The organism is Psychrobacter raelei (genome assembly GCF_022631235.3).
Lineage (GTDB): Bacteria > Pseudomonadota > Gammaproteobacteria > Pseudomonadales > Moraxellaceae > Psychrobacter > Psychrobacter raelei.
The window spans coordinates 1234289-1252593 of record NZ_CP093310.2; the positions used below are offsets into that span (position 1 = coordinate 1234289).

General features: G+C 45.4%; 18 protein-coding genes. 9 read left to right on the forward strand and 9 right to left on the reverse strand.

What is annotated here, in order from left to right; translation table 11 throughout:
* The first annotated feature begins 3 nt into the window (after positions 1-3).
* Positions 4-1740: a dipeptide ABC transporter ATP-binding protein gene (locus MN210_RS05315; RefSeq protein ID WP_338412689.1), complete on the forward strand. Its 1737-nt coding sequence runs from the start codon at positions 4-6 to the stop codon at positions 1738-1740.
* A 75-nt stretch (positions 1741-1815) separates the two neighbouring features.
* Here the strand turns inward: MN210_RS05315 and folE are convergent, their stop codons facing one another.
* Positions 1816-2421 carry a GTP cyclohydrolase I FolE gene (folE, locus tag MN210_RS05320; RefSeq protein WP_193564697.1) on the reverse strand — a complete coding sequence of 202 codons (606 nt, stop codon included), beginning with the start codon at positions 2419-2421 and terminating at the stop codon, positions 1816-1818.
* Positions 2422-2687: 266 nt separating this feature from the next.
* Between folE and MN210_RS05325 the strand changes: the two genes are divergently transcribed.
* Positions 2688-3494 carry an enoyl-ACP reductase FabI gene (locus tag MN210_RS05325; RefSeq protein WP_041773301.1) on the forward strand — a complete coding sequence of 269 codons (807 nt, stop codon included), beginning with the start codon at positions 2688-2690 and terminating at the stop codon, positions 3492-3494.
* Positions 3495-3587: 93 nt separating this feature from the next.
* On the opposite strand, the gene MN210_RS05330 is transcribed toward MN210_RS05325, so the two are convergent.
* Positions 3588-3752 carry a hypothetical protein gene (locus MN210_RS05330; protein WP_162853843.1) on the reverse strand — a complete coding sequence of 55 codons (165 nt, stop codon included), beginning with the start codon at positions 3750-3752 and terminating at the stop codon, positions 3588-3590.
* A gap of 243 nt (positions 3753-3995) precedes the next feature.
* Positions 3996-5171 (reverse strand): JmjC domain-containing protein, encoded by a 1176-nt coding sequence (locus MN210_RS05335; RefSeq protein ID WP_338412690.1) that lies wholly within the window; start codon positions 5169-5171, stop codon positions 3996-3998.
* A gap of 184 nt (positions 5172-5355) precedes the next feature.
* Here MN210_RS05335 and MN210_RS05340 point away from each other — a divergent pair, with 184 nt between their 5' ends.
* Positions 5356-5538, forward strand: a complete 183-nt coding sequence (locus MN210_RS05340) for an NF038104 family lipoprotein (protein ID WP_011960229.1) — start codon at positions 5356-5358, stop codon at positions 5536-5538.
* 118 nt (positions 5539-5656) lie between these two features.
* Here the strand turns inward: MN210_RS05340 and purB are convergent, their stop codons facing one another.
* Complete coding sequence (purB, locus tag MN210_RS05345; RefSeq protein ID WP_201543254.1) at positions 5657-7066, reverse strand: adenylosuccinate lyase; 1410 nt, start codon at positions 7064-7066, stop codon at positions 5657-5659.
* 506 nt (positions 7067-7572) lie between these two features.
* Complete coding sequence (mnmA, locus tag MN210_RS05350; protein WP_338412691.1) at positions 7573-8769, reverse strand: tRNA 2-thiouridine(34) synthase MnmA; 1197 nt, start codon at positions 8767-8769, stop codon at positions 7573-7575.
* Between the two features lie 56 nt (positions 8770-8825).
* Here mnmA and ispF point away from each other — a divergent pair, with 56 nt between their 5' ends.
* The 3 genes from ispF to MN210_RS05365 all read left to right on the forward strand — a co-directional run bounded on the left by ispF (position 8826) and on the right by MN210_RS05365 (position 10790).
* Positions 8826-9341, forward strand: a complete 516-nt coding sequence (ispF, locus tag MN210_RS05355) for a 2-C-methyl-D-erythritol 2,4-cyclodiphosphate synthase (protein ID WP_110816436.1) — start codon at positions 8826-8828, stop codon at positions 9339-9341.
* A gap of 236 nt (positions 9342-9577) precedes the next feature.
* Positions 9578-9913: a Grx4 family monothiol glutaredoxin gene (gene grxD, locus MN210_RS05360; protein WP_011960233.1), complete on the forward strand. Its 336-nt coding sequence runs from the start codon at positions 9578-9580 to the stop codon at positions 9911-9913.
* Positions 9914-10304: 391 nt separating this feature from the next.
* Entirely contained in the window at positions 10305-10790 is a 486-nt protein-coding gene (locus MN210_RS05365; protein WP_110816438.1) for a hypothetical protein, read from the forward strand.
* A gap of 94 nt (positions 10791-10884) precedes the next feature.
* On the opposite strand, the gene creC is transcribed toward MN210_RS05365, so the two are convergent.
* Together creC and MN210_RS05375 are read right to left on the reverse strand one after the other, a co-directional pair.
* The gene (gene creC, locus MN210_RS05370; protein WP_338412692.1) at positions 10885-12771 is read right to left on the reverse strand and encodes a two-component system sensor histidine kinase CreC; all 1887 of its coding nucleotides are present in this window, start codon (positions 12769-12771) and stop codon (positions 10885-10887) included.
* Complete coding sequence (locus MN210_RS05375; RefSeq protein WP_049750988.1) at positions 12768-13568, reverse strand: response regulator; 801 nt, start codon at positions 13566-13568, stop codon at positions 12768-12770. Before MN210_RS05375 ends, creC begins: the two co-directional genes overlap by 4 nt.
* Positions 13569-13869: 301 nt before the next feature.
* Here MN210_RS05375 and MN210_RS05380 point away from each other — a divergent pair, with 301 nt between their 5' ends.
* Genes MN210_RS05380 through MN210_RS05390 form a run of 3 tightly spaced genes read left to right on the forward strand, consistent with a single transcriptional unit; the run spans position 13870 to position 16836 of the window.
* Entirely contained in the window at positions 13870-14535 is a 666-nt protein-coding gene (locus tag MN210_RS05380; RefSeq protein ID WP_110816440.1) for an alpha/beta hydrolase, read from the forward strand.
* A gap of 24 nt (positions 14536-14559) precedes the next feature.
* Positions 14560-15654 carry an esterase/lipase family protein gene (locus MN210_RS05385; RefSeq protein ID WP_110816441.1) on the forward strand — a complete coding sequence of 365 codons (1095 nt, stop codon included), beginning with the start codon at positions 14560-14562 and terminating at the stop codon, positions 15652-15654.
* 60 nt (positions 15655-15714) lie between these two features.
* Positions 15715-16836, forward strand: coding sequence for a lipase secretion chaperone (locus MN210_RS05390; RefSeq protein WP_338412693.1), 1122 nt, complete (start codon positions 15715-15717; stop codon positions 16834-16836).
* 65 nt (positions 16837-16901) lie between these two features.
* Here MN210_RS05390 and MN210_RS05395 read toward each other — a convergent pair whose 3' ends face one another.
* Positions 16902-17336, reverse strand: coding sequence for a hypothetical protein (locus MN210_RS05395; RefSeq protein ID WP_338412694.1), 435 nt, complete (start codon positions 17334-17336; stop codon positions 16902-16904).
* 124 nt (positions 17337-17460) lie between these two features.
* On the reverse strand, positions 17461-17991 hold the full coding sequence (locus tag MN210_RS05400) for an inorganic diphosphatase (protein ID WP_338412695.1): 531 nt from the start codon (positions 17989-17991) through the stop codon (positions 17461-17463).
* Positions 17992-18305: the final 314 nt, after the last annotated feature.

The window sequence follows — 18305 nt, forward strand, 5'->3', positions numbered from 1 at the left end:
TCCATGCCCGTAAGCCCTGCCAACCCCTCCGATTCTGCTTGTCATCCGGCTCAATCTACTAAGATTGACGGCTCATCTATTAATCATAATTGTGCTGAGCAATATGGCGGTGAGCCGGTGCTGAGTGTCAGTCACCTACATATTGCGCAAGCACACACTGTGCTGGTGCAGGATCTATCCTATCGGCTGTATCAAAAGCAAACTTTGGCCATCGTTGGCGAGTCCGGCTCTGGTAAGTCTTTATCGAGCTTGGCGCTCCTTGGCCTATTGCCTGAGAGCTTAAGCGTTAAGGGGACGGTCAGCTTACAGCAGGTAGGCGAGTTGCCCATCACCCAGCAGCCGGATGGCTTTGCTAGGCGTCAAGTTAAGCGTGAGCGTATTTTAAAGCAAGTCCGCGGGGCAAAAATTGCGATGGTGTTCCAAGAGCCAATGACGGCCTTAAACCCCCTGCATACAGTAGGCAAGCAAATTGCTGAGAGTCTGCGCTTGAGTGGCCTCCCAAAATCTCAGATTAAAGCGCGCATTATTGAGCTGTTAAATGATGTCAATATCAAGCAGCCTGAGCAAAAATTAAATCGCTATCCGCATGAGCTCTCAGGGGGTCAGCGTCAGCGGGTAATGATTGCTATGGCGCTTGCTCAAAACCCCGATGTGCTCATTGCCGATGAGCCCACCACCGCTCTTGATGTCAGCTTGCAGCATGAGATTCTTGAGCTGCTTAATCGGCTAAAACAACAAAAAGGCATGGCGATGTTGCTGATCAGCCATGATCTGAACCTAGTACGCCGCTATAGCCATCAAATCATTGTGATGCAGCAAGGCACAGTGGTGGAGCAAGGGCTAAGTGAGCAGATTTTTAACCATCCCAAAAGCGCTTATACCCTGTCGTTAATTAACCAAAACTTTGGCCCAGCGCTATCTTTATCAGATGATAGCGATACCGTACCTATTATTAAAGCCATCAACTTATCAATTGCCTTTGCTGCCAAAAAAAGTCTGCTGGGCGGGGTGAGTGAGTGGGCACCTGCAGTAAACAATGTCAGCTTTGAGTTGGCCCGTGGCGCCTCGTTAGGTATTGTGGGTGAGTCAGGCTCAGGCAAGACCACCATCGCCTTGGCCTTGTCTCGATTGCTCAGTACTCAGGCTCAGGTAAGCGGCGAGATTGACGTGGCAGGCATAAAAGTAAATAGCCTAAGCAAAAGTAAGCTGCGTCACTTTCGTTCTACCTTACAAATGGTGTTTCAAGATCCTTTCGCCAGTATCAATCCACGATTTAACGTCATGCAAATCATTGAAGAAGGTCTATTGGTAAAAGGGGTGGACAAGGCTGAGCGTGAAAAGGCAGTGATTGACGTGCTACAAACGGTGAACTTACCGCCAGACTTTGTTTATCGCTATCCACATGAGCTGTCAGGAGGTCAACGTCAAAGAGTGGCACTGGCACGTGCACTGATTATGCGTCCAAAGGTTATCATCTTAGATGAGCCGACCTCTGCCTTAGATAGCAGCACCCAGGTGGCTGTGGTGCATCTACTAAGAGATATCCAGGCGCGGTTTGGTATCAGCTATATCTTTATCAGCCATGATCTAAAAGTTGTGCAGGCTTTGTGCCAGCACATTATGGTATTAAAGGCGGGGGCGTGTGTCGAATATCAACTCACTCAGCAGCTATTTGAGAATCCTCAGCATCCTTATTCAAAGTTACTGATTGATACCAGTGCCCATAGCCAGCAGTTTTAACCCATCAAAAAACCCGCCTATAAAGACGGGTTGATATCAGTAAACACGGTCAATGGCTAGGGATAGATAAGCGGTTTAAAGCTTTGAGGCCGGCAGCGCAGCAAAGAATTCGTTGCGGGCTTGCATATCCGTCTTAAAGTCGCCTAGCATGGCTGTGGTACGGGTGCTAGATAACTGCTTATTGACCCCGCGCATCATCATACACATGTGCGAGGCGTCCATAACTACAGCTACGCCGCGGCACTGAGTCACCTCCATGATGGCTTCAGCGACTTGTTGGCTTAAGCTTTCTTGGATTTGTAAGCGGCGGGCATACATATCGATAATGCGTGCCACTTTGGATAAGCCCAGTACTTTGCCATCTGGTAAGTAGCCCACATGAGCGACACCATGAAACGGCAGCAAGTGATGCTCACACAATGAGTAAAACTCAATATTATGCACCAATACCAACTCAGAGTTATCCGTAGGGAATACCGCATTATTGGTCACTTCAGTGAGTGATTGATGATATCCTTGGGTTAAATAACCAAATGCCTTGGCGGCGCGAGTAGGCGTATCTAGTAAGCCTGGTCGATTTAAATCTTCTCCAGTAGAGGCGATTAATTTGGCATAAAGATCAGGACTGGGCAGTCTGGGATCTAGGGCTGTTTTTAAAGAATTTGAATTAGAATCACACATAGTTATAAATAGCAAAATAGAAGAATGCTATAGCTTAACGGCTACAAATAAATTGTAAAGGTCTTTGTCAAAAAATAGCTGAGTATTTTTCACCTAAGAGATAAAAAAACACAGATTACTGTGAATTATGCTGACTTTTGTATTATTATGCACATCACAAAAGTCTGAGTGAACACTTGGTACTAAAAATGGAGTCCCTTTATCTTAACATCAGGTGGGGGACAATGATAAAACAACGAAAAATTATAAATAAGGGAGTAATAGTGATGTTATTACAAGGTAAACGTTTTGTGGTGACGGGTATTGCCAGTAAGTTATCTATCGCTTGGGCCATCGCTGAGGCATTACATAGAGAAGGGGCGTCATTGATTTTAACTTATCCCAATGACAAGATGAAAAAACGCGTAGATATGGCGGCAGAGGCTTTCGGTGCAGATTTGGTATTGCCCTGTGATGTAGGCTCGGATGCTGAGATTGACGCGTGTTTTGCCGCTGTGGCTGAGCACTGGGAAGACGGTATCGACGGGGTAGTCCATGCCATTGGTTTTGCACCCGCTGATGAGCTTAATGGGGACTTCACTCAAGTGACCAGCCGTGAAGGTAGCGCCATTGCTCATGACATTTCTGCGTACAGTTTTGTGGCGCTGGCACGTGCCTCAAGAGCGCTATTGGCCAAGCGTCAAGGCTCATTGCTGACGTTGACTTACCAAGGCAGTATATCGGTTATTCCAAACTACAACGTAATGGGTATGGCCAAAGCCAGCCTTGAGGCCAGTGTGCGCTATTTAGCGGCTTCTATGGGCGGCGAAGGTATCCGCGTCAATGCCATCTCAGCCGGTCCAATCCGTACCCTAGCGGCCAGCGGTATCAAATCATTCCGTAGAATGCTTGATGTGAATGCTAAGATTGCGCCGCTACAACGCAATGTGACTCAGATGGAGGTGGGTAATACAGCTGCCTTCTTATTATCACCTTGGGCCTCAGGGATTACCGGTGAAATTGTATTCGTAGATGGTGGCTTTAATACCGTGGCTATCAGTGAGCAGTTGCTATCGCTGGGTGACGAAGAATAAGCATGCCATAACATCAAAGCACATCAAATAAAAAAGACGTTAACGAGGGTTAACGTCTTTTTTTATAAAACTTTGATTTAACAATAAACTTAATTAGCTGTCTTGGCTATCTTCATGGTCTTCGTGATCATGCAGACCCTGCATCATATCTAAGGCGCAATCATCGGTACGCTGCTGGTCTTTTTTGTCTAAATGGTCTTGGTTAATATCATTACGCGCCATTTTGGTGGTTTCGTTAACGCTATTATCATCGGACATGGTGGTTCTCCTTGTTACAGCACTCCGTGCAGTGGGGGTCTATCTATGTGATTGATTGGGTGATTGATTGGTTGTTATTAAAAAATTATAAATAAGTCACTTTTTTATTATAAAACCAAATCAAACCTAGTGTGTTTACAAATGTAAACTAATATGGAGATGTGGTTAATAAAACCACCCACCGCACCTTAGTGTATCAATGATGTAACGCAGCGCACAAATTTTAAGCGCTACAGCCGATGATTACTGGGCATCGAAGTCCAGCCACACCCAGCTGTTTTCAAGCCAGCCCATTATTGTCTCAAGCGGCAAATCAGCGGCCAATAAATCCTGATAAGTTAGGCTTTGTGCATCCGCTAAGCGTTGTAATAGCTCGGCTTCACAGCCGCTTATGTCCTCTAAACGCTGACCGTTGGCAAAGACAGTGATTTGGTCTGCCTGTTGGCTATAAATGAGGCGGCTGCTGTAGTCTGTCTTAATGACGGCGCCCTCTTTAAGTGCCTGCTCCAGCTCTGAGACATCGAGCGCTTCTTCGGGCACCAGTAGCTCGTATTGGCGCTTGCTGACCACTTCACTGACGGCTTGTGCAATCAGCTGATCACCTTGTTCAGACTGTAGCTTGGCCAACAGCTGAGACTTAATTTGGGCAATACTTGAGGCTTCAAGTTGACCTGAAGGCTGCAAGGGCTGCTCTAGTAGCAGTGGGGTAAATAACGAGGGCTCAGCGGTCGCAATGTCCACCAAGCTATCTAGTACTTGCATTAAGTTTGGACGTCGAAAGCCAAATGAAAAAGTCAGGCAATCATCCTGAGCCACCCCGTAATGAGAGAGCTTGGGTGGCACATATAACACGTCACCTGGCTCTAATATCTCATCAAAGATAAGCTCACCCATGTCATCGAAAATACGAATGGGTTGATCGGCAATAAACTCAGTACCGGCATCACACACCTTGCCCAGTTGCCAGCGTCTGTGACCATAGCCTTGCGCCAAAAACACATCATATTCATCATAGTGCTTGCCCACAGAGCCGCCAGCAGGGGCGTAGGACACCATAATGTCATCACGCTGCCACTGCGGAATAAAGTTAAAAGCATGCCATAATTGACCCAGCTCAGGTGACCATTGTTCTAAGTTTTGTACCAACACTGTCCATTGCTCAGGTAAATCGTCAAACATTTCCTCAGATAAAGGGCTTTGCTGAAGATGCCACTGATCGCCTTGTGACGTCGGGTTTTGGGTCAGCAGCCGAGCTGTGGCTGCCTCATCTAGGCTAAGACCTAAAATATCATCTGGCTCAAACATGCCGGCCAGTTGTGGTAAGCCTTGTTTAATGAGTAAAGGTTTTTTTTGCCAATAGTCACGCAAGAAGACCTCAGGGCTGATGTTATCTGGCAGACAAAACTTAATGGTATTCATAAAAAAGGGTATCCATATTGAGGGTATAGGTGGCGAAATAAAAATATTAATGGGGCTTTTATGAGTGCAAAGAAAGAAAAAAATATAAAAATTGGGTGTTGTATCTGATTTTATTGCTTTATTATGAGCACTAAAATCAGACAAGTTATTTGTCTTTTATGTTTATTATTGCATTAAGGTATCTATGAAAAAACTCACCCTTTTGACCATTCTTATTAGCAGTCTCATGCTCCAAGCCTGTGTCCATAAGTTGGTCACTGTGCCGGTTAAAGTCGCCTACAAAACCACCAAAGGCGTAGTTAAAGGAACCGTTGCTGTGACCAAAGCCATTATTCCAGGCGGTGATGACGACGATAAAAAAGAGTAACTAAAATCTAAAGGGTTTAATACTCAAGATATACGTTATCAAGCATAAAAACCCTGCTTATCAAAGCAGGGTTTTTATTACGGCACTAATATTCATCACCTTTTAGTCAAGGCTTTGATTATTTATTTAGCTTGGCAATCCACTCATCGATGGCCAGGGCTTGTTCATCAGCATTACCAATATAGGTGGCAGGGGTCAGCTCACGTAAGCGGGCTTTGTCTGCATCTGGCACTGCATCTAATTCATTGCTATCAACAAACTCAAGCATTTTTTCACGGGTCATGGCCTGACCACGGGTTAACGCTTTTAGCTTCTCGTATGGGTTTTCAACACGGTAGCGGCGCATCACAGTTTGGATAGGCTCTGCCAATACTTCTTGAGCGTTATCAAGGTCGCTGTCTAGCTTCTCAGGGTTAACTTCTAATTTGCCAACGCCTTTTAGGCACGCATCATAAGCAATCATGCCTTGAGCCAGACCAACCCCAATGTTACGTAGAACAGTTGAGTCAGATAAGTCACGCTGCATACGAGAGATGGGCAGTTTTTCGCCCAAATGCGCCAGCATGGCATTTGCCACACCCAAGTTACCTTCAGAGTTTTCAAAGTCAATGGGGTTAACTTTGTGTGGCATGGTGGATGAGCCGACTTCACCGTCTTTAAGTTTTTGCTTGAAATAGCCTAAGCTGATGTATTGCCAGATATCACGGTTAAAATCGATCAACACCGTATTAAAACGACGCAGCGCATCAAATAGCTCAGCGATATAGTCGTGTGGCTCAATCTGAGTGGTGTAAGGGTTAAAGGTCAGACCTAAGCGCTCAGTGATAAATTGCTGTGCATGTGCACTCCAATCAACTTCAGGATAAGCAGATAAATGAGCGTTGTAGTTACCCACGGCGCCATTGATTTTGCCTAGTAGCTCAACTTGATTGATTTGCTTGATTTGACGGGCTAGGCGGTAGGCCACGTTAGCCATCTCTTTACCCAAAGTCGTTGGGCTGGCAGTCTGACCATGAGTACGAGACAACATAGGCTGTTTGGCATGTTCTTTTGCCAGTGCCACGATAGAGTCTGTGACCTGTTGCAATTTGGCAACCACGATGTCACGGCTGTCTTTTAGCATTAACGCATAAGATAGATTGTTAATGTCCTCTGAGGTACAAGCAAAGTGGATAAACTCTAGGCTGTCCTCTAGCTGAGCGTTGCCACGAAACTTGTCTTTGATGAAGTACTCAACCGCTTTTACATCGTGGTTGGTGGTTTTTTCGATGTCTTTAATCGCTTGTGCGTCGTCTTCACTAAAGTTATCAACGATGGCGTCTAAAAAGGCATTGGTCTCTTGATCGAACTTGGCCAATTCAGTGATGGCATCATTATCGGCTAAGGCTTGTAACCAACGAATCTCAACAGTAACGCGGGCTTTAATAAGACCAAACTCTGATAAATGAGCACGTAATGAGTCAGCACGGCTGGCATAGCGACCGTCAATCGGAGATAGGGCAGTTAAGGCAGATAAAGAGGCAGACATAAATATCCTTTAGCTCAGTGGGTGAAAAACAAGAATAGGAAACGACAAATTGTTAACACAATAAATAAAAAACGGCTGCCGCGATGGACAGCAAAACTCAGACCAAACAGCAAAAACGTAAATCAAATACCGCTTCTGATCAGCGTGGTTTGCAATTATAGCAATTAATGACGCTAAGTGACCTTTTAAGTCTAATAAAGTCTAAAAAAGCAAAGTCTAAAAAATGGCGCTATACTGAAGCAGCAGCATCAAATATAGCACTAATAAATGCATACCATAAGAATGAAGTGACTATGAGATAAGCCACAGTCACAGCACATAAGAAAATAATTTTATTCTTCGAATAGTCGGGCTTAGAATTGTCAGAGGACTCACTAGTAAGTGCAATCAGCCCTAGCAAAATCGAAAGCCAAACAACAACTAATAGTAATAGAATAAACATAGCACTCCATATAAGCATGATTTCTTTTATATCAAGGAGTGACTAAATGACTTATCTCACTTAATTACTCAAACGACTCAATCACACCGCCGCCTAAGCACACCTCGCCGATATAAAATACCGCAGACTGACCTGGCGTGACCGCACGCTGTGGCTCATCAAATATTACTTTTACGCGGCTGCCATTATCAGAGTCAGCAAATACCGTGCAGCTTTGATCGGGCTGACGATACCGAGTTTTGGCCATGCATTTTAGACCTTGCTCACTAAAGATAGCAGCTGGCGGGATACGCTCAACCCAGTCAAGCTTATAAGCGGTTAGGCGTTGGCTAAGCAGCATCGGGTGGTCATGACCTTGACCGACAATCAGCTCGTTGTTACTCAAGTCTTTTTGTAGCACAAACCAAGGCTCTTCAGGACGGTCTTTGACCCCGCCAATACCAATGCCGCCGCGCTGACCTAAGGTGTAGTACATGAGGCCATCGTGCTTGCCAATAGTAATGCCATCATCGGTCACGATATTGCCCGGCTTGGCCGGCAAGTATTGCTGTAAGAAGTCTTTAAAGCGGCGCTCACCGATAAAGCAAATACCGGTTGAGTCTTTTTTCTTAGCCGTAATCAGGTCATGTTCTTCTGCAATACGGCGCACTTCAGGTTTTTCTAACTCGCCCACTGGGAATAATGTCTTAGCAATCTTGTCGCCGCCCACTGCATGTAAGAAATAGCTTTGGTCTTTGTTGTTATCAAGCCCACGCATCAGATGCGCCACTTCAAGCCCATCTTCACGGGTGTAATTGACACTGCGGCGGGTGTAATGACCGGTGGCAATGTAATCTGCGCCTAGGGTCACAGCGTAGTCCAAGAAGGCTTTGAACTTGATTTCTTTATTACACAGAATATCTGGGTTTGGGGTACGGCCGGCTTGGTATTCGGCTAAGAAATGCTCGAATACTCGGTCCCAATACTCCATCGCAAAGTTAGCCGTATGTAAGGTGATGCCTATTTTGTCACACACCGCTTGCGCATCGGCCAAATCTTCCATGGCTGTACAGTATTCGGTGCCGTCATCCTCTTCCCAGTTTTTCATAAACAAGCCTTCTACCTGAAAGCCAGCTTGCTGTAGCAGTACCGCAGAAACAGAAGAGTCCACACCACCAGACATGCCTACGACCACACGAGTCTGGGCAGGATTGGGCACATCGCTTAGGCGTAGGGCGGGCAAATTATAGGCGTTATTATCAAAACCAGTAGATGTCGTCATAAGTATCAGAAACTATGCTAAAATTTGGGCTAAATTATAACACTGATAGGCTGATAATGATAAGAATTGGACAAGGTATTGATGTACACGCGTTTTATGACAAAAAGCTGGACGCACAAAGCGCCAAAAGTGAGCCCAATCAATTTGTTACCCTAGCGGGTGTGAAGATTGAGCACAGCCACAGTCTGCTGGCTCACTCTGATGGCGATGTGGTATTGCATGCACTTGCCGATGCGCTTTTGGGCGCTTTAGCACTGGGAGATATCGGTCAGCATTTCCCAGATACTGATGATGCCAATTCAGGACTAGACTCACGCGTGCTGCTGCGCCATGTTTATGATTTGATTCTCCAAAAAGGCTACAGCTTAGTCAATGCCGATATTACGGTCATGTGTGAGCGTCCTAAGCTTGCCAAACACAATATGGCGATGCGCCTTAATATCGCTCAAGACTTACAGACTCACGTTGATAATATTAGTGTTAAAGCCACCACTACTGAGAAGTTAGGTTTTACGGGTCGTCAAGAGGGTATTATGGCCAGTGCTGTGGTGTTATTAACAAAGCAGGTGTAAGCTGATTTTTTAGCAAAAGCTAAATTGAGATGACAGATAAGATGCATTTTCGTTGTATTTTTTGTTACTATCCCCATAAATACTATAATTACCTATGAATGATATTTTTAGCCGCTACACCGGTTAGACGCCAGGCTATTGACGCCTAGCTGACTCGGTACTAGCATTCACCAATTTGTTAAACTGTAGCTTTAAAACTGTAGTTGGCAACCTTGTCTCACCATTAAGGAATTGATATGACAGACCAAGCCCAAGACATCGAAACGTTAATTCGTAACCAGATTAAAGAAAACCCAGTGCTACTTTATATGAAAGGTACGCCGCAGTTTCCGCAGTGTGGTTTTTCTGCTAAAGCCATTGAAGTATTAACTCAAATTGGTCGTCCATTTGCATTTGTTAATATTTTAGAAAACCCTGAAATTCGTGCCACTTTGCCAAAAATTGCCAACTGGCCGACTTTCCCACAGCTTTGGATCAATGGAGAGCTTATGGGTGGATCTGATATTATTCTAGAGATGTATCAATCAGGCGAGCTTAAGCCTTTAGTAGAAGAGCACAGCCCAGCTAACTAATCGTTTAGCAGCGGTTGATTAAAATAAGTTAGTATCAAAGGCCCCGGAATGATTCTGGGGTTTTTTTTGGTCAAGAATTTAAGAAGTAAAGCGATTTGAATAACAGGCAAGCTGTTATGTTTTTGTATATGTGCCCTTTAGAAGTGAGCACTCATCACCATATAGACAACAAGCAACCTAAACAACAAGCAACCTAAACAACAAGCAACCACAATAAACGATAAACATATTTAGTGAGCCCTAACCCATATAGGCTGCTTTAGCTTAAATCTCGCTTAGCAATGCTTTATAAATTAGCTTTTATAACAGCGACGAAACACAGGCAAGATGTCAGCTGAGATCAAGTGGGGTAACCTGTGGGACAAATACGGGCTTAATTAGGAAAATGACTATGACAGATGATAAATTACTGCAAAAAAGACAGCATTTAGAAGCGCAATCAGAGAAAATTATGGCGATTGCCAAAGAGCCGCATTCTTCGTTGAAGTGTATCCACCTATTAAGCGTGGCAGGCGGCGCGACCAGCGAGACTTATAGCGCCATTGAGCAGCGTATCGTCACTGATGATGATATCTCAGGCGCCTATCACCTTGCTTTAATGGCACAATCTACCCCAGACTTACCCGTAGATGCGCGTCAGCTTATTGAGATGGTGGTGACCAAAGGCGACAATGCGCAATTAATCTCCTTATTAAAGAATTTACCGGTACCGCCAGTTGAGGTGATTAAGCAGCGTCTTATCGACAGTGGCGATGAAAACGCCATTGCGCAGATGACCGCTTATCTTGAGGCCAATCCAGAAGGGGTGGGTAGCCAAGGTATGTTAGGCAGTGGCCAAAAAGAGCGTATCGTGCCGTTAAGCCCCTCGCAAAGCTAACTTTGTAAGAATTGCTAACCACCTAAAGACCCCATAACAGATGTTTTGGGGCCTTTTTTTATTTAAAAATCAGTACACTGCGCCAAGACAATATCTAAGTGGTTGTCGTCTCGCTGCCACTGCGCTCATTACCAGACACACGGGTTAGGGGTAAATATAAAATTAACTCGACGCCGGTGAACTGAATCGGTGTGGTGGGGCTATCACGGTTAATATCCGTATCCTCTAAGATAGCCTCTAGATTATGGACGCTGACATTACCGCCGTGACGCTCGATGACTTGTTTGACTAAGGTTAAGCCAAGTCCGGTGCCTTTTTTGCCTTGAGTGGGGCTGGCATTACCGAGGCTACTTACACCGGCTGCACCTTGCGACGAGATGGGAGCAGCTTGCGGCTTTGAATACTGATGCGAGAGGCTAAAATAGCGATCAAACACCTTACTTAGCGCATAGTCAGGAATAAGATTGCCATCATTGATGACCGACAGCTTAATATAATCAGTTTTTTGGATGGTCTGAGAGGTGAGGGTGATAGTGACCTGATTGTGAGCAAAATATAGAGCGTTATCGAGCACATTTTGCAACGCTTGCGTGAGCCAAAATTCATCCGCTAAGATGCTGTTGTTATCCGCTTGTGGCAGTTGGCATTGATAATTGATTTGCAGGCTTTGGTATTGACGCTGCATCTCATAACCGGACACCAAAGTCTTAATTAACCCATCTAGATTAATACGCTGCATGGCCAAACGAAAGGTCGGCTGCTCAATTTTGGCCAACAGCAGCAAACGATCAATTAATGACTGTAGCTTGATGCTTTGCTCGGTAATGGTTTGGCTCAACATCAGTCTGTCTTCACCGTCCAAATCCGTCTCTTCAAGCAGCTCACCGCTGGCACGAATGGCGGTCAGCGGACTTTTTAGCTCGTGGGTAAGGGTATGCACATAGTCAGTGACATAAGCACGGTTTTCGAGACGATGCTTCATGCTCTCGATGGTATCACTTAATTCATTGAGCTCATGCCCTAGATAAAAATAAGGCTTTTTGGTGTCTTGCGCCAATGACTGCGTATAACGGGTTACCAGTAAAGTGCTTTGTCTTAGCCACCAAGCAATTAGACCCGCCATCAATAAGGTGACGATACTGATGATAAGCGAGGCGGTTAGCATGCGCTGGCGAGTGGCATTAAGATAGGGCAAGACGGTGGAGGTGGGTTTGCCGATACTGACAACACCAATGATTTGCTGTGGGTCGCTGGAGCTGTATATGGGCTGGGCGACATACATGACTGACGAGCTTGAGTCTTCAGGATTAGTGCGTGTGGTTCGGGCACCGTATTTGCCTTGCAAGGTCAAATTGACATCGTTCCAGCTTGAGTAATCTTGGCCCTCAGCGTTGGCCTCAGGCATTATGTCATTGCCATCCTTGGGTAAGGAGTCGTAGATAACAATGCCTTCGTTATTGGTGATGTACACCCGAAAGCTGCTGTGTGTCTTTTCGTGATACCAAGTACCAAAAGGTGCAGAAGCTGGGCGCGCTGGATCGATGGTTGTATTGTCTGCACTAGATGGGGGTTGGGTCGCTTGCTCCTTGGTGGGCAAAGTGGGTGCCAAAAACGCATTATCGAGCATCGACTGATAGTGTCTATCATAAATCTCACCGGACTCCACCGCTGACTGCAAGCTTGCTGCCAGCAGCTTTGAGGTGTCCACTAAGGTATCCTCGATAACTTGTTGGGTGATGGGGCGCACGTAGTTAAACAACTGATTGAACACCACTATGCCTGAGATAATCACGATAACCCCAACCGCTATCCATATTCTAAAAAATAAGCTTAAGTTGAGGATTTTTTTTGGTTTTTTGTCTTGAATCACAGGCGGAGTCTCTTTGCCAGTGGGGTGAAGTTTGGCGTACCAGTTCGCAGAGCCGGCTTTATTAAGCGCTTGTTTTGTCGCTTCGCTCAGCTCATTATCCTCATCACTCATGAACTACAAAGCCCATAGCCAAGACCCCGGTGGGTATGGATAATCTCCAAATCCTCACGCTCACTAATTTGTGCCAATTGCTTACGTATAGATTTAACGTGGCTATCAATGGTGCGCGCTAATCTGTGATCGGGATAATCACTAATCGCGTTTAAGAGCTGTTCACGGCTAAAGACACGCTCCGGATTGGCCAACAATGCCAACAATAATTTGCGCTCAGTATTGCTCAGCTCAAGCTTGTGGTCATTCCAGTACAAGGTATAGGTAAGCGGCTCGTAACGCCAAATACCTGAATCTAACTCAAACAGTTGTGGCGTGGTGTCCTCAGCGCTGCTGATGTGCGTCTCGATGCTGGTAGCGGACAACTGCTCGCGGCGCCAAATGGCTTTGAGACGTGCCACCAACTCTCTGGGGCTAAAGGGCTTAGGGCAATAATCATCACCGCCCATCTCTAAGCCCAAAATTCTATCCACCTCGTCGCTGCGGGCGGTCAAAAATACAATAGGCAACTGCTTTAGTATCCCAATGCCCTCGCTGTGACGAATGTCTTGACATAAACTTAAGCCATCACCATCAGGCAGACCCACATCCAGCACAATGCCAGAAAGTGGCTGCTGCTGATCGTTGAAATGCTTTAGGGTAGGGATGACACTACTGGCATTGTCCAGCCAAGTCACTTGCCAGCCTTCGCGCTTAAACGTCACTCGAAGCGACGTGGCGATGGCAGGATCATCTTCGACGATCAGAATATGAGGGGCAGGAGATTGGCTTGCAGCGAAATTAGATAATGCCGTCATGAAAAATACCAGATAATGAAGCGAAGAGGGGCGAAAGCAAATTAACAGGCCTAATCCTAGCATAGCTGATGCCAAAATAGATGTGTTTCAGATGAGCAGACTATGAAAAATTAATGAATGTCAGTATCGTCAAATGAGTTCAGAGTCAATAGCAGCAATTTGAACTGGCATGTAAAAACGCCTACCCGCTGGGTGTGTTAAAATTACTAAGAAGTTTGTTAAATAGGTAACGTCGCGCAAGTTATTGACGGTGTGACGATACCCAGCGCTGATAACTCATAAAAATACGATAAGGATAATTATGACCCACTATTTAGATTGTGTTGTTGTAGAGCATAACCCAGCCAATAAAGACATTGATTGTGCTGTGATTTGGCTACATGGCTTAGGGGCCAGTGGCCACGATTTTGAGCCTGTGGTGCCCGAGCTTGGCCTACGCAGCGATCTGGCGGTGCGCTTTGTATTCCCGCATGCGCCCAATATTCCAGTGACCATCAATGGCGGCATGGTGATGCCAGCTTGGTATGATATTTTAGAGATGAGCTTAGAGCGTAAAGTGGATGTGGCACAAATTGAGAAGTCTGCTGCAGCCATTCATGATTTAATTAATCGTGAGGTTGAGCGCGGTGTGCCTCATCAGAACATTGTGATTGCCGGCTTCTCTCAAGGCGGGGCGGTGGCCTATCAAGTGGCTTTGACCCAGCCTGCACCACTAGCAGGTCTATTGGCACTATCTACGTATTTGGCCATAGACGATGCAGCAAGCTTTATCCAAAACAAACAGCTGCCGATTAAGATTGATCATGGGACTCAAGATCCGGTAGTTCCTATTATTTTGGGTCAACGTGCCACAGACAGTCTAACGGCAGCTGGCTATGACGTAGATTTTTCGGCCTACCCCATGGCGCATCAGGTCTGCTTACCACAGCTTCAAGCCATTGGTCAGTGGCTAAACAACGTACTGTAACCTCAGCCAATACAGGGATGTTTGATGAGTGTATTAACCCAAGTTAATAAAAGCACGGCAGCTCAATCTAAAAAATACGCAGTGGCTGCAGCTATGCTACTGGCAATGAGCCTTTTAGGGCTGGCTAACCGCGCTGCTGCGGCTGAGTATTACAACTGCTCTAATCCCACGGGCTGTCAGCTGATAAAGAGTATTGAGCCAGAGGACAACCTGACCGCCACACAGTATCCTGTGGTATTGGCACATGGCTTGGGCGGTTTTAATAGCTTATTTGGTATCATTAATTACTTCAATGGCATTCCCGAGGCATTAATAGCAGGCGGTAGCGAGGTGTATGTCACCAAGACCTCGGCCATTCACGATGCTGAGTTTCGGGGTGAACAATTGCTACAGCAAGTACAAACCATCACCGCTGTTACCGGCAAACAAAAAGTGAATCTAGTGGGGCACAGCCTAGGCGGCATAGACATTCGCTATGTGGCTGCAGTAGCGCCAGAGTCTGTGGCTTCAGTGACTGCAGTCGCCAGCCCTGAACAGGGCTCAAAAATGGCCGATTGGCTATTAAATCTGGTGACCAACAGCAGTGCCAAAAGTGGCTACGCGCCAGGTGAATACAATCTGCGGAGTCGGGCTTTAATTAACTTTCACAATGCTTTGGGACGCTTTTTAGATTACGGCTCAGGTATCAATCGCAAACAACTACAGCAGCAAGACGGGGTGCGTGCGGTTACCGGTTTGACCACAGACTATATGGCACACTACTACAATCGAAAATACCCTGCGGCCATGCCGAGTGAATACTGTGGTCAGCCGCCGGATAATTTCGTGGTTAATGATATTCCCTATTATTCCTTCTCAGGGGTGGGCACCATCACCAATGGTCTAGATCCGAGTGATTATCTGCTGTCGCTTACCGCATTGAGCTTTGGTAAAGATGATGCCAATGATGGGCTGGTATCGGCCTGCTCTAGCCGGATAGGCTATGTGATTCGAGATGATTATAAAATGAACCATTTAGACTCAGTCAATCAGATGTTTGGTCTGGTGGCTTGGGGTGAAGTAGATCCGATTTCGGTATATCGCGCCCAAATCAATCGATTAAAAAATAATGGCTTATAAAAATCAAACTGCTCCCGCTGTGTCTACCAAGTGCGACCCAATAAGTGGTAAAACCAAGCTATGAAAAATAAATCATGGATTAAAACGGTGCTTATTGTGCTTATTTTGGCCTGTGTGATAGGCGCTATTATCTTCTTAATACCAAGATTTAATACGTCTGATAAGCCGGCAGATACGGCAGCGACCCCCTCTAAGCGCTCCTCTTTAAACCATACTTTGCCAGTTCAGGCTGACAGTGAGGAGCAGATAATAGATTTGCCTTATCCTGAGGACCACTTTGTCACCGGTGTTGAGCGGCTGCCTAAGTCGCTACAAGGCACACAAGTCGATGGTGAGATTATTGTCACAAAAGAGGGGCAACTGGTAGCTACGCCGGGCCTACGTCGCCTTTTTGATTATTTTTTGTCAGCGCTTGGAGAGGAGGACAGTGCCACCATCGATGCTCGTGTTGAGGCATATATTAGCAGTCGTACGCCGCAGCCAGCCGCTGATGCTGCCATAGATACTTACTATCAATACCAGCAGTACCTTAAGCAGGTGGCGGCACTTGAGAGTCGCTTGACCAATCAGCAACAAGCAGCTAAAACATTGGAGGCGATGCAGGCAGGTGAGGTGGATCTTGCGCGTATTAAGCAGCAGCGACAACAGGTGCAAGCTTTGCGTCAGCAGATATTGGGCAAACCAGTTGCTCAGGCATTTTTTGCCGCCGATGATCAGGTGCAAGATTATAATATGGCCATGTTACAAATTGCCCAAGATAAGTCTTTGAGTATCGCTCAAAAGCAGCAAGCTCAGCAGGCCTATATTCAAAAACTACCTGAGTCAGCGACCAAGCAGCAACTACAGCAGCAAAAGCAGATTGAACAGCTTATTAAGCAGACGCAGCAGATGAAGCAGCAAGGTGCCTCAGAGAAGCAAATATTTGAGATGCGCGCGAAGCTTGTGGGACCTCAAGCAGCTCAGCGTTTGGGTGCATTGGATAAAAAAAATCAAGACTTTGACCACAGATTTACTCAGTATCAGCAGCGCAAGCAGCAGATTTTGGCTACCAACAGCAGTGATAACAATAAACAGCAGCAAATTACTCAGCTTGAGCAGCAGCTATTTAGTGAGACAGAACAAAAGCGCTTAGTCGGCTATGAGGCTTACCGAGCATACCTTGATGACGGTCAACAGCCCTAGCTTACTAAGCGGCTTAACAATATTAATCTAAAAGGACAGTAGTGCTCTAAAAGGACAGTAGCTCTCTAAAAAGGCGTGTTGTCTTTAGGCACAATTTGCCAAAAGATTAAGCTTAACAGTACGACGATCAATAAGATAACCAGCAGGCGTTTGGCCCAATAAGGCAACAGCGGCTTTTTATATCCCAAGTGTTGTAGATGGTTGTCTAATCCTGAGTTTAGCGCTTGCAGCTTAGGATTGTCTTTGATTTTTTGATTGGCAGCAGTATTGAGCTGGCTGGTGGTTTTTGAGACGGCCATCGGCTGTTTTTTGTTTTGTTTGGCACTAATGGCGGCCACATTTTTGTCTTGTTGCTGCTTGAGCTTTTGTTCATGCTCATCAATGATAACCTTGGCTTCACCCATGCCAATGCCTTGCTCTTCGGACAGCGTTTTTATGGCCATAACCAAGTTGTTTTTTTCAATCATTTGGGCGATGTGTTTGGGAAGTTTGGTAGACATAGTCAGTTCTCAAGGCATAATAAGGGCTTTTAGCACAGATAGTAACAAAAAAAGCACTCTAACTTAAGGTTAAAGTGCTTTTTTATATTCTATTTGCCAGTGTTATAACAGGCTTAATAGCAGATTATTTGTCTTTCCAGCGCTGAATGGCTTCTTTGATAACTTCTTTGGCTTCAGCCACATCGCCCCAAGATTCTACAACGGTAGTGCCTGCTTTTTTCAAATCTTTGTAGTGGCTAAAGTGGAACTCTAACTGCTCAATAAGACGTTTTGGTAGGTCTTCTAAGCTGTTGTAAGCGTTGCCGTTGTTACGGTCATCGGCAGGCACAACAACGATTTTGTCGTCTACTTCATCGTCATCAACAAACTTCATCACACCGATAACTTTGGCTTTTAAAAAGATACCTGTGGTTAGTGGCTGTTCAGTGATGATTAGTGCATCAAGCTCATCACCGTCTTCATCTAAAGTTTGTGGGATAAAACCATAGTTGCATGGCTTAGCAAAAATAGCTGGCTCAACACGGTCAAGCTCGAATACAGCCAATTCACGGTTCCATTCGATTTTGTGGTTGCTACCGGTTGGGATTTCAACAACAACGTTAATTTCGCCGCCGTCAACATCGCCTGCATCTAAAATCACGTTAAAATCTGCCATGTTCTTCTCCAAGATAGGCTCTAAAAAGAGCATTGATTTGTCATAGTTTTAAAAGTCATGCTGATTATAACAACTTTTACTTGATTGCCAAGTTATGACAATATTCCAAATAAACATTTGTCAGCGCAAGGTTTGTTATTTTAACACTTTTTGGTGGGCGAATAGATCAGGTTATGCACTGGTAAAACAGCGTGTGGCTTATAAATAAGACGGTCAGCTAGATAGTACAGTAGAATGCAGTGGTCCAAAACAACAAAAGCCCACTAAAAAAGTGAGCTTTTATCGGTTTACCAGTATTTACCAATATATGATAT

Coding starts and splice junctions, on each gene's coding strand:
- MN210_RS05315 (WP_338412689.1), top strand. CDS start 4: ATGCCCGTAAGCCCTGCCAACCCCTCCGATTCTGCTTGTCATCCGGCT.
- folE (WP_193564697.1), bottom strand. CDS start 2,421: ATGTGTGATTCTAATTCAAATTCTTTAAAAACAGCCCTAGATCCCAGA.
- MN210_RS05325 (WP_041773301.1), top strand. CDS start 2,688: ATGTTATTACAAGGTAAACGTTTTGTGGTGACGGGTATTGCCAGTAAG.
- MN210_RS05330 (WP_162853843.1), bottom strand. CDS start 3,752: ATGTCCGATGATAATAGCGTTAACGAAACCACCAAAATGGCGCGTAAT.
- MN210_RS05335 (WP_338412690.1), bottom strand. CDS start 5,171: ATGAATACCATTAAGTTTTGTCTGCCAGATAACATCAGCCCTGAGGTC.
- MN210_RS05340 (WP_011960229.1), top strand. CDS start 5,356: ATGAAAAAACTCACCCTTTTGACCATTCTTATTAGCAGTCTCATGCTC.
- purB (WP_201543254.1), bottom strand. CDS start 7,066: ATGTCTGCCTCTTTATCTGCCTTAACTGCCCTATCTCCGATTGACGGT.
- mnmA (WP_338412691.1), bottom strand. CDS start 8,769: ATGACGACATCTACTGGTTTTGATAATAACGCCTATAATTTGCCCGCC.
- ispF (WP_110816436.1), top strand. CDS start 8,826: ATGATAAGAATTGGACAAGGTATTGATGTACACGCGTTTTATGACAAA.
- grxD (WP_011960233.1), top strand. CDS start 9,578: ATGACAGACCAAGCCCAAGACATCGAAACGTTAATTCGTAACCAGATT.
- MN210_RS05365 (WP_110816438.1), top strand. CDS start 10,305: ATGACAGATGATAAATTACTGCAAAAAAGACAGCATTTAGAAGCGCAA.
- creC (WP_338412692.1), bottom strand. CDS start 12,771: ATGAGTGATGAGGATAATGAGCTGAGCGAAGCGACAAAACAAGCGCTT.
- MN210_RS05375 (WP_049750988.1), bottom strand. CDS start 13,568: ATGACGGCATTATCTAATTTCGCTGCAAGCCAATCTCCTGCCCCTCAT.
- MN210_RS05380 (WP_110816440.1), top strand. CDS start 13,870: ATGACCCACTATTTAGATTGTGTTGTTGTAGAGCATAACCCAGCCAAT.
- MN210_RS05385 (WP_110816441.1), top strand. CDS start 14,560: ATGAGTGTATTAACCCAAGTTAATAAAAGCACGGCAGCTCAATCTAAA.
- MN210_RS05390 (WP_338412693.1), top strand. CDS start 15,715: ATGAAAAATAAATCATGGATTAAAACGGTGCTTATTGTGCTTATTTTG.
- MN210_RS05395 (WP_338412694.1), bottom strand. CDS start 17,336: ATGTCTACCAAACTTCCCAAACACATCGCCCAAATGATTGAAAAAAAC.
- MN210_RS05400 (WP_338412695.1), bottom strand. CDS start 17,991: ATGGCAGATTTTAACGTGATTTTAGATGCAGGCGATGTTGACGGCGGC.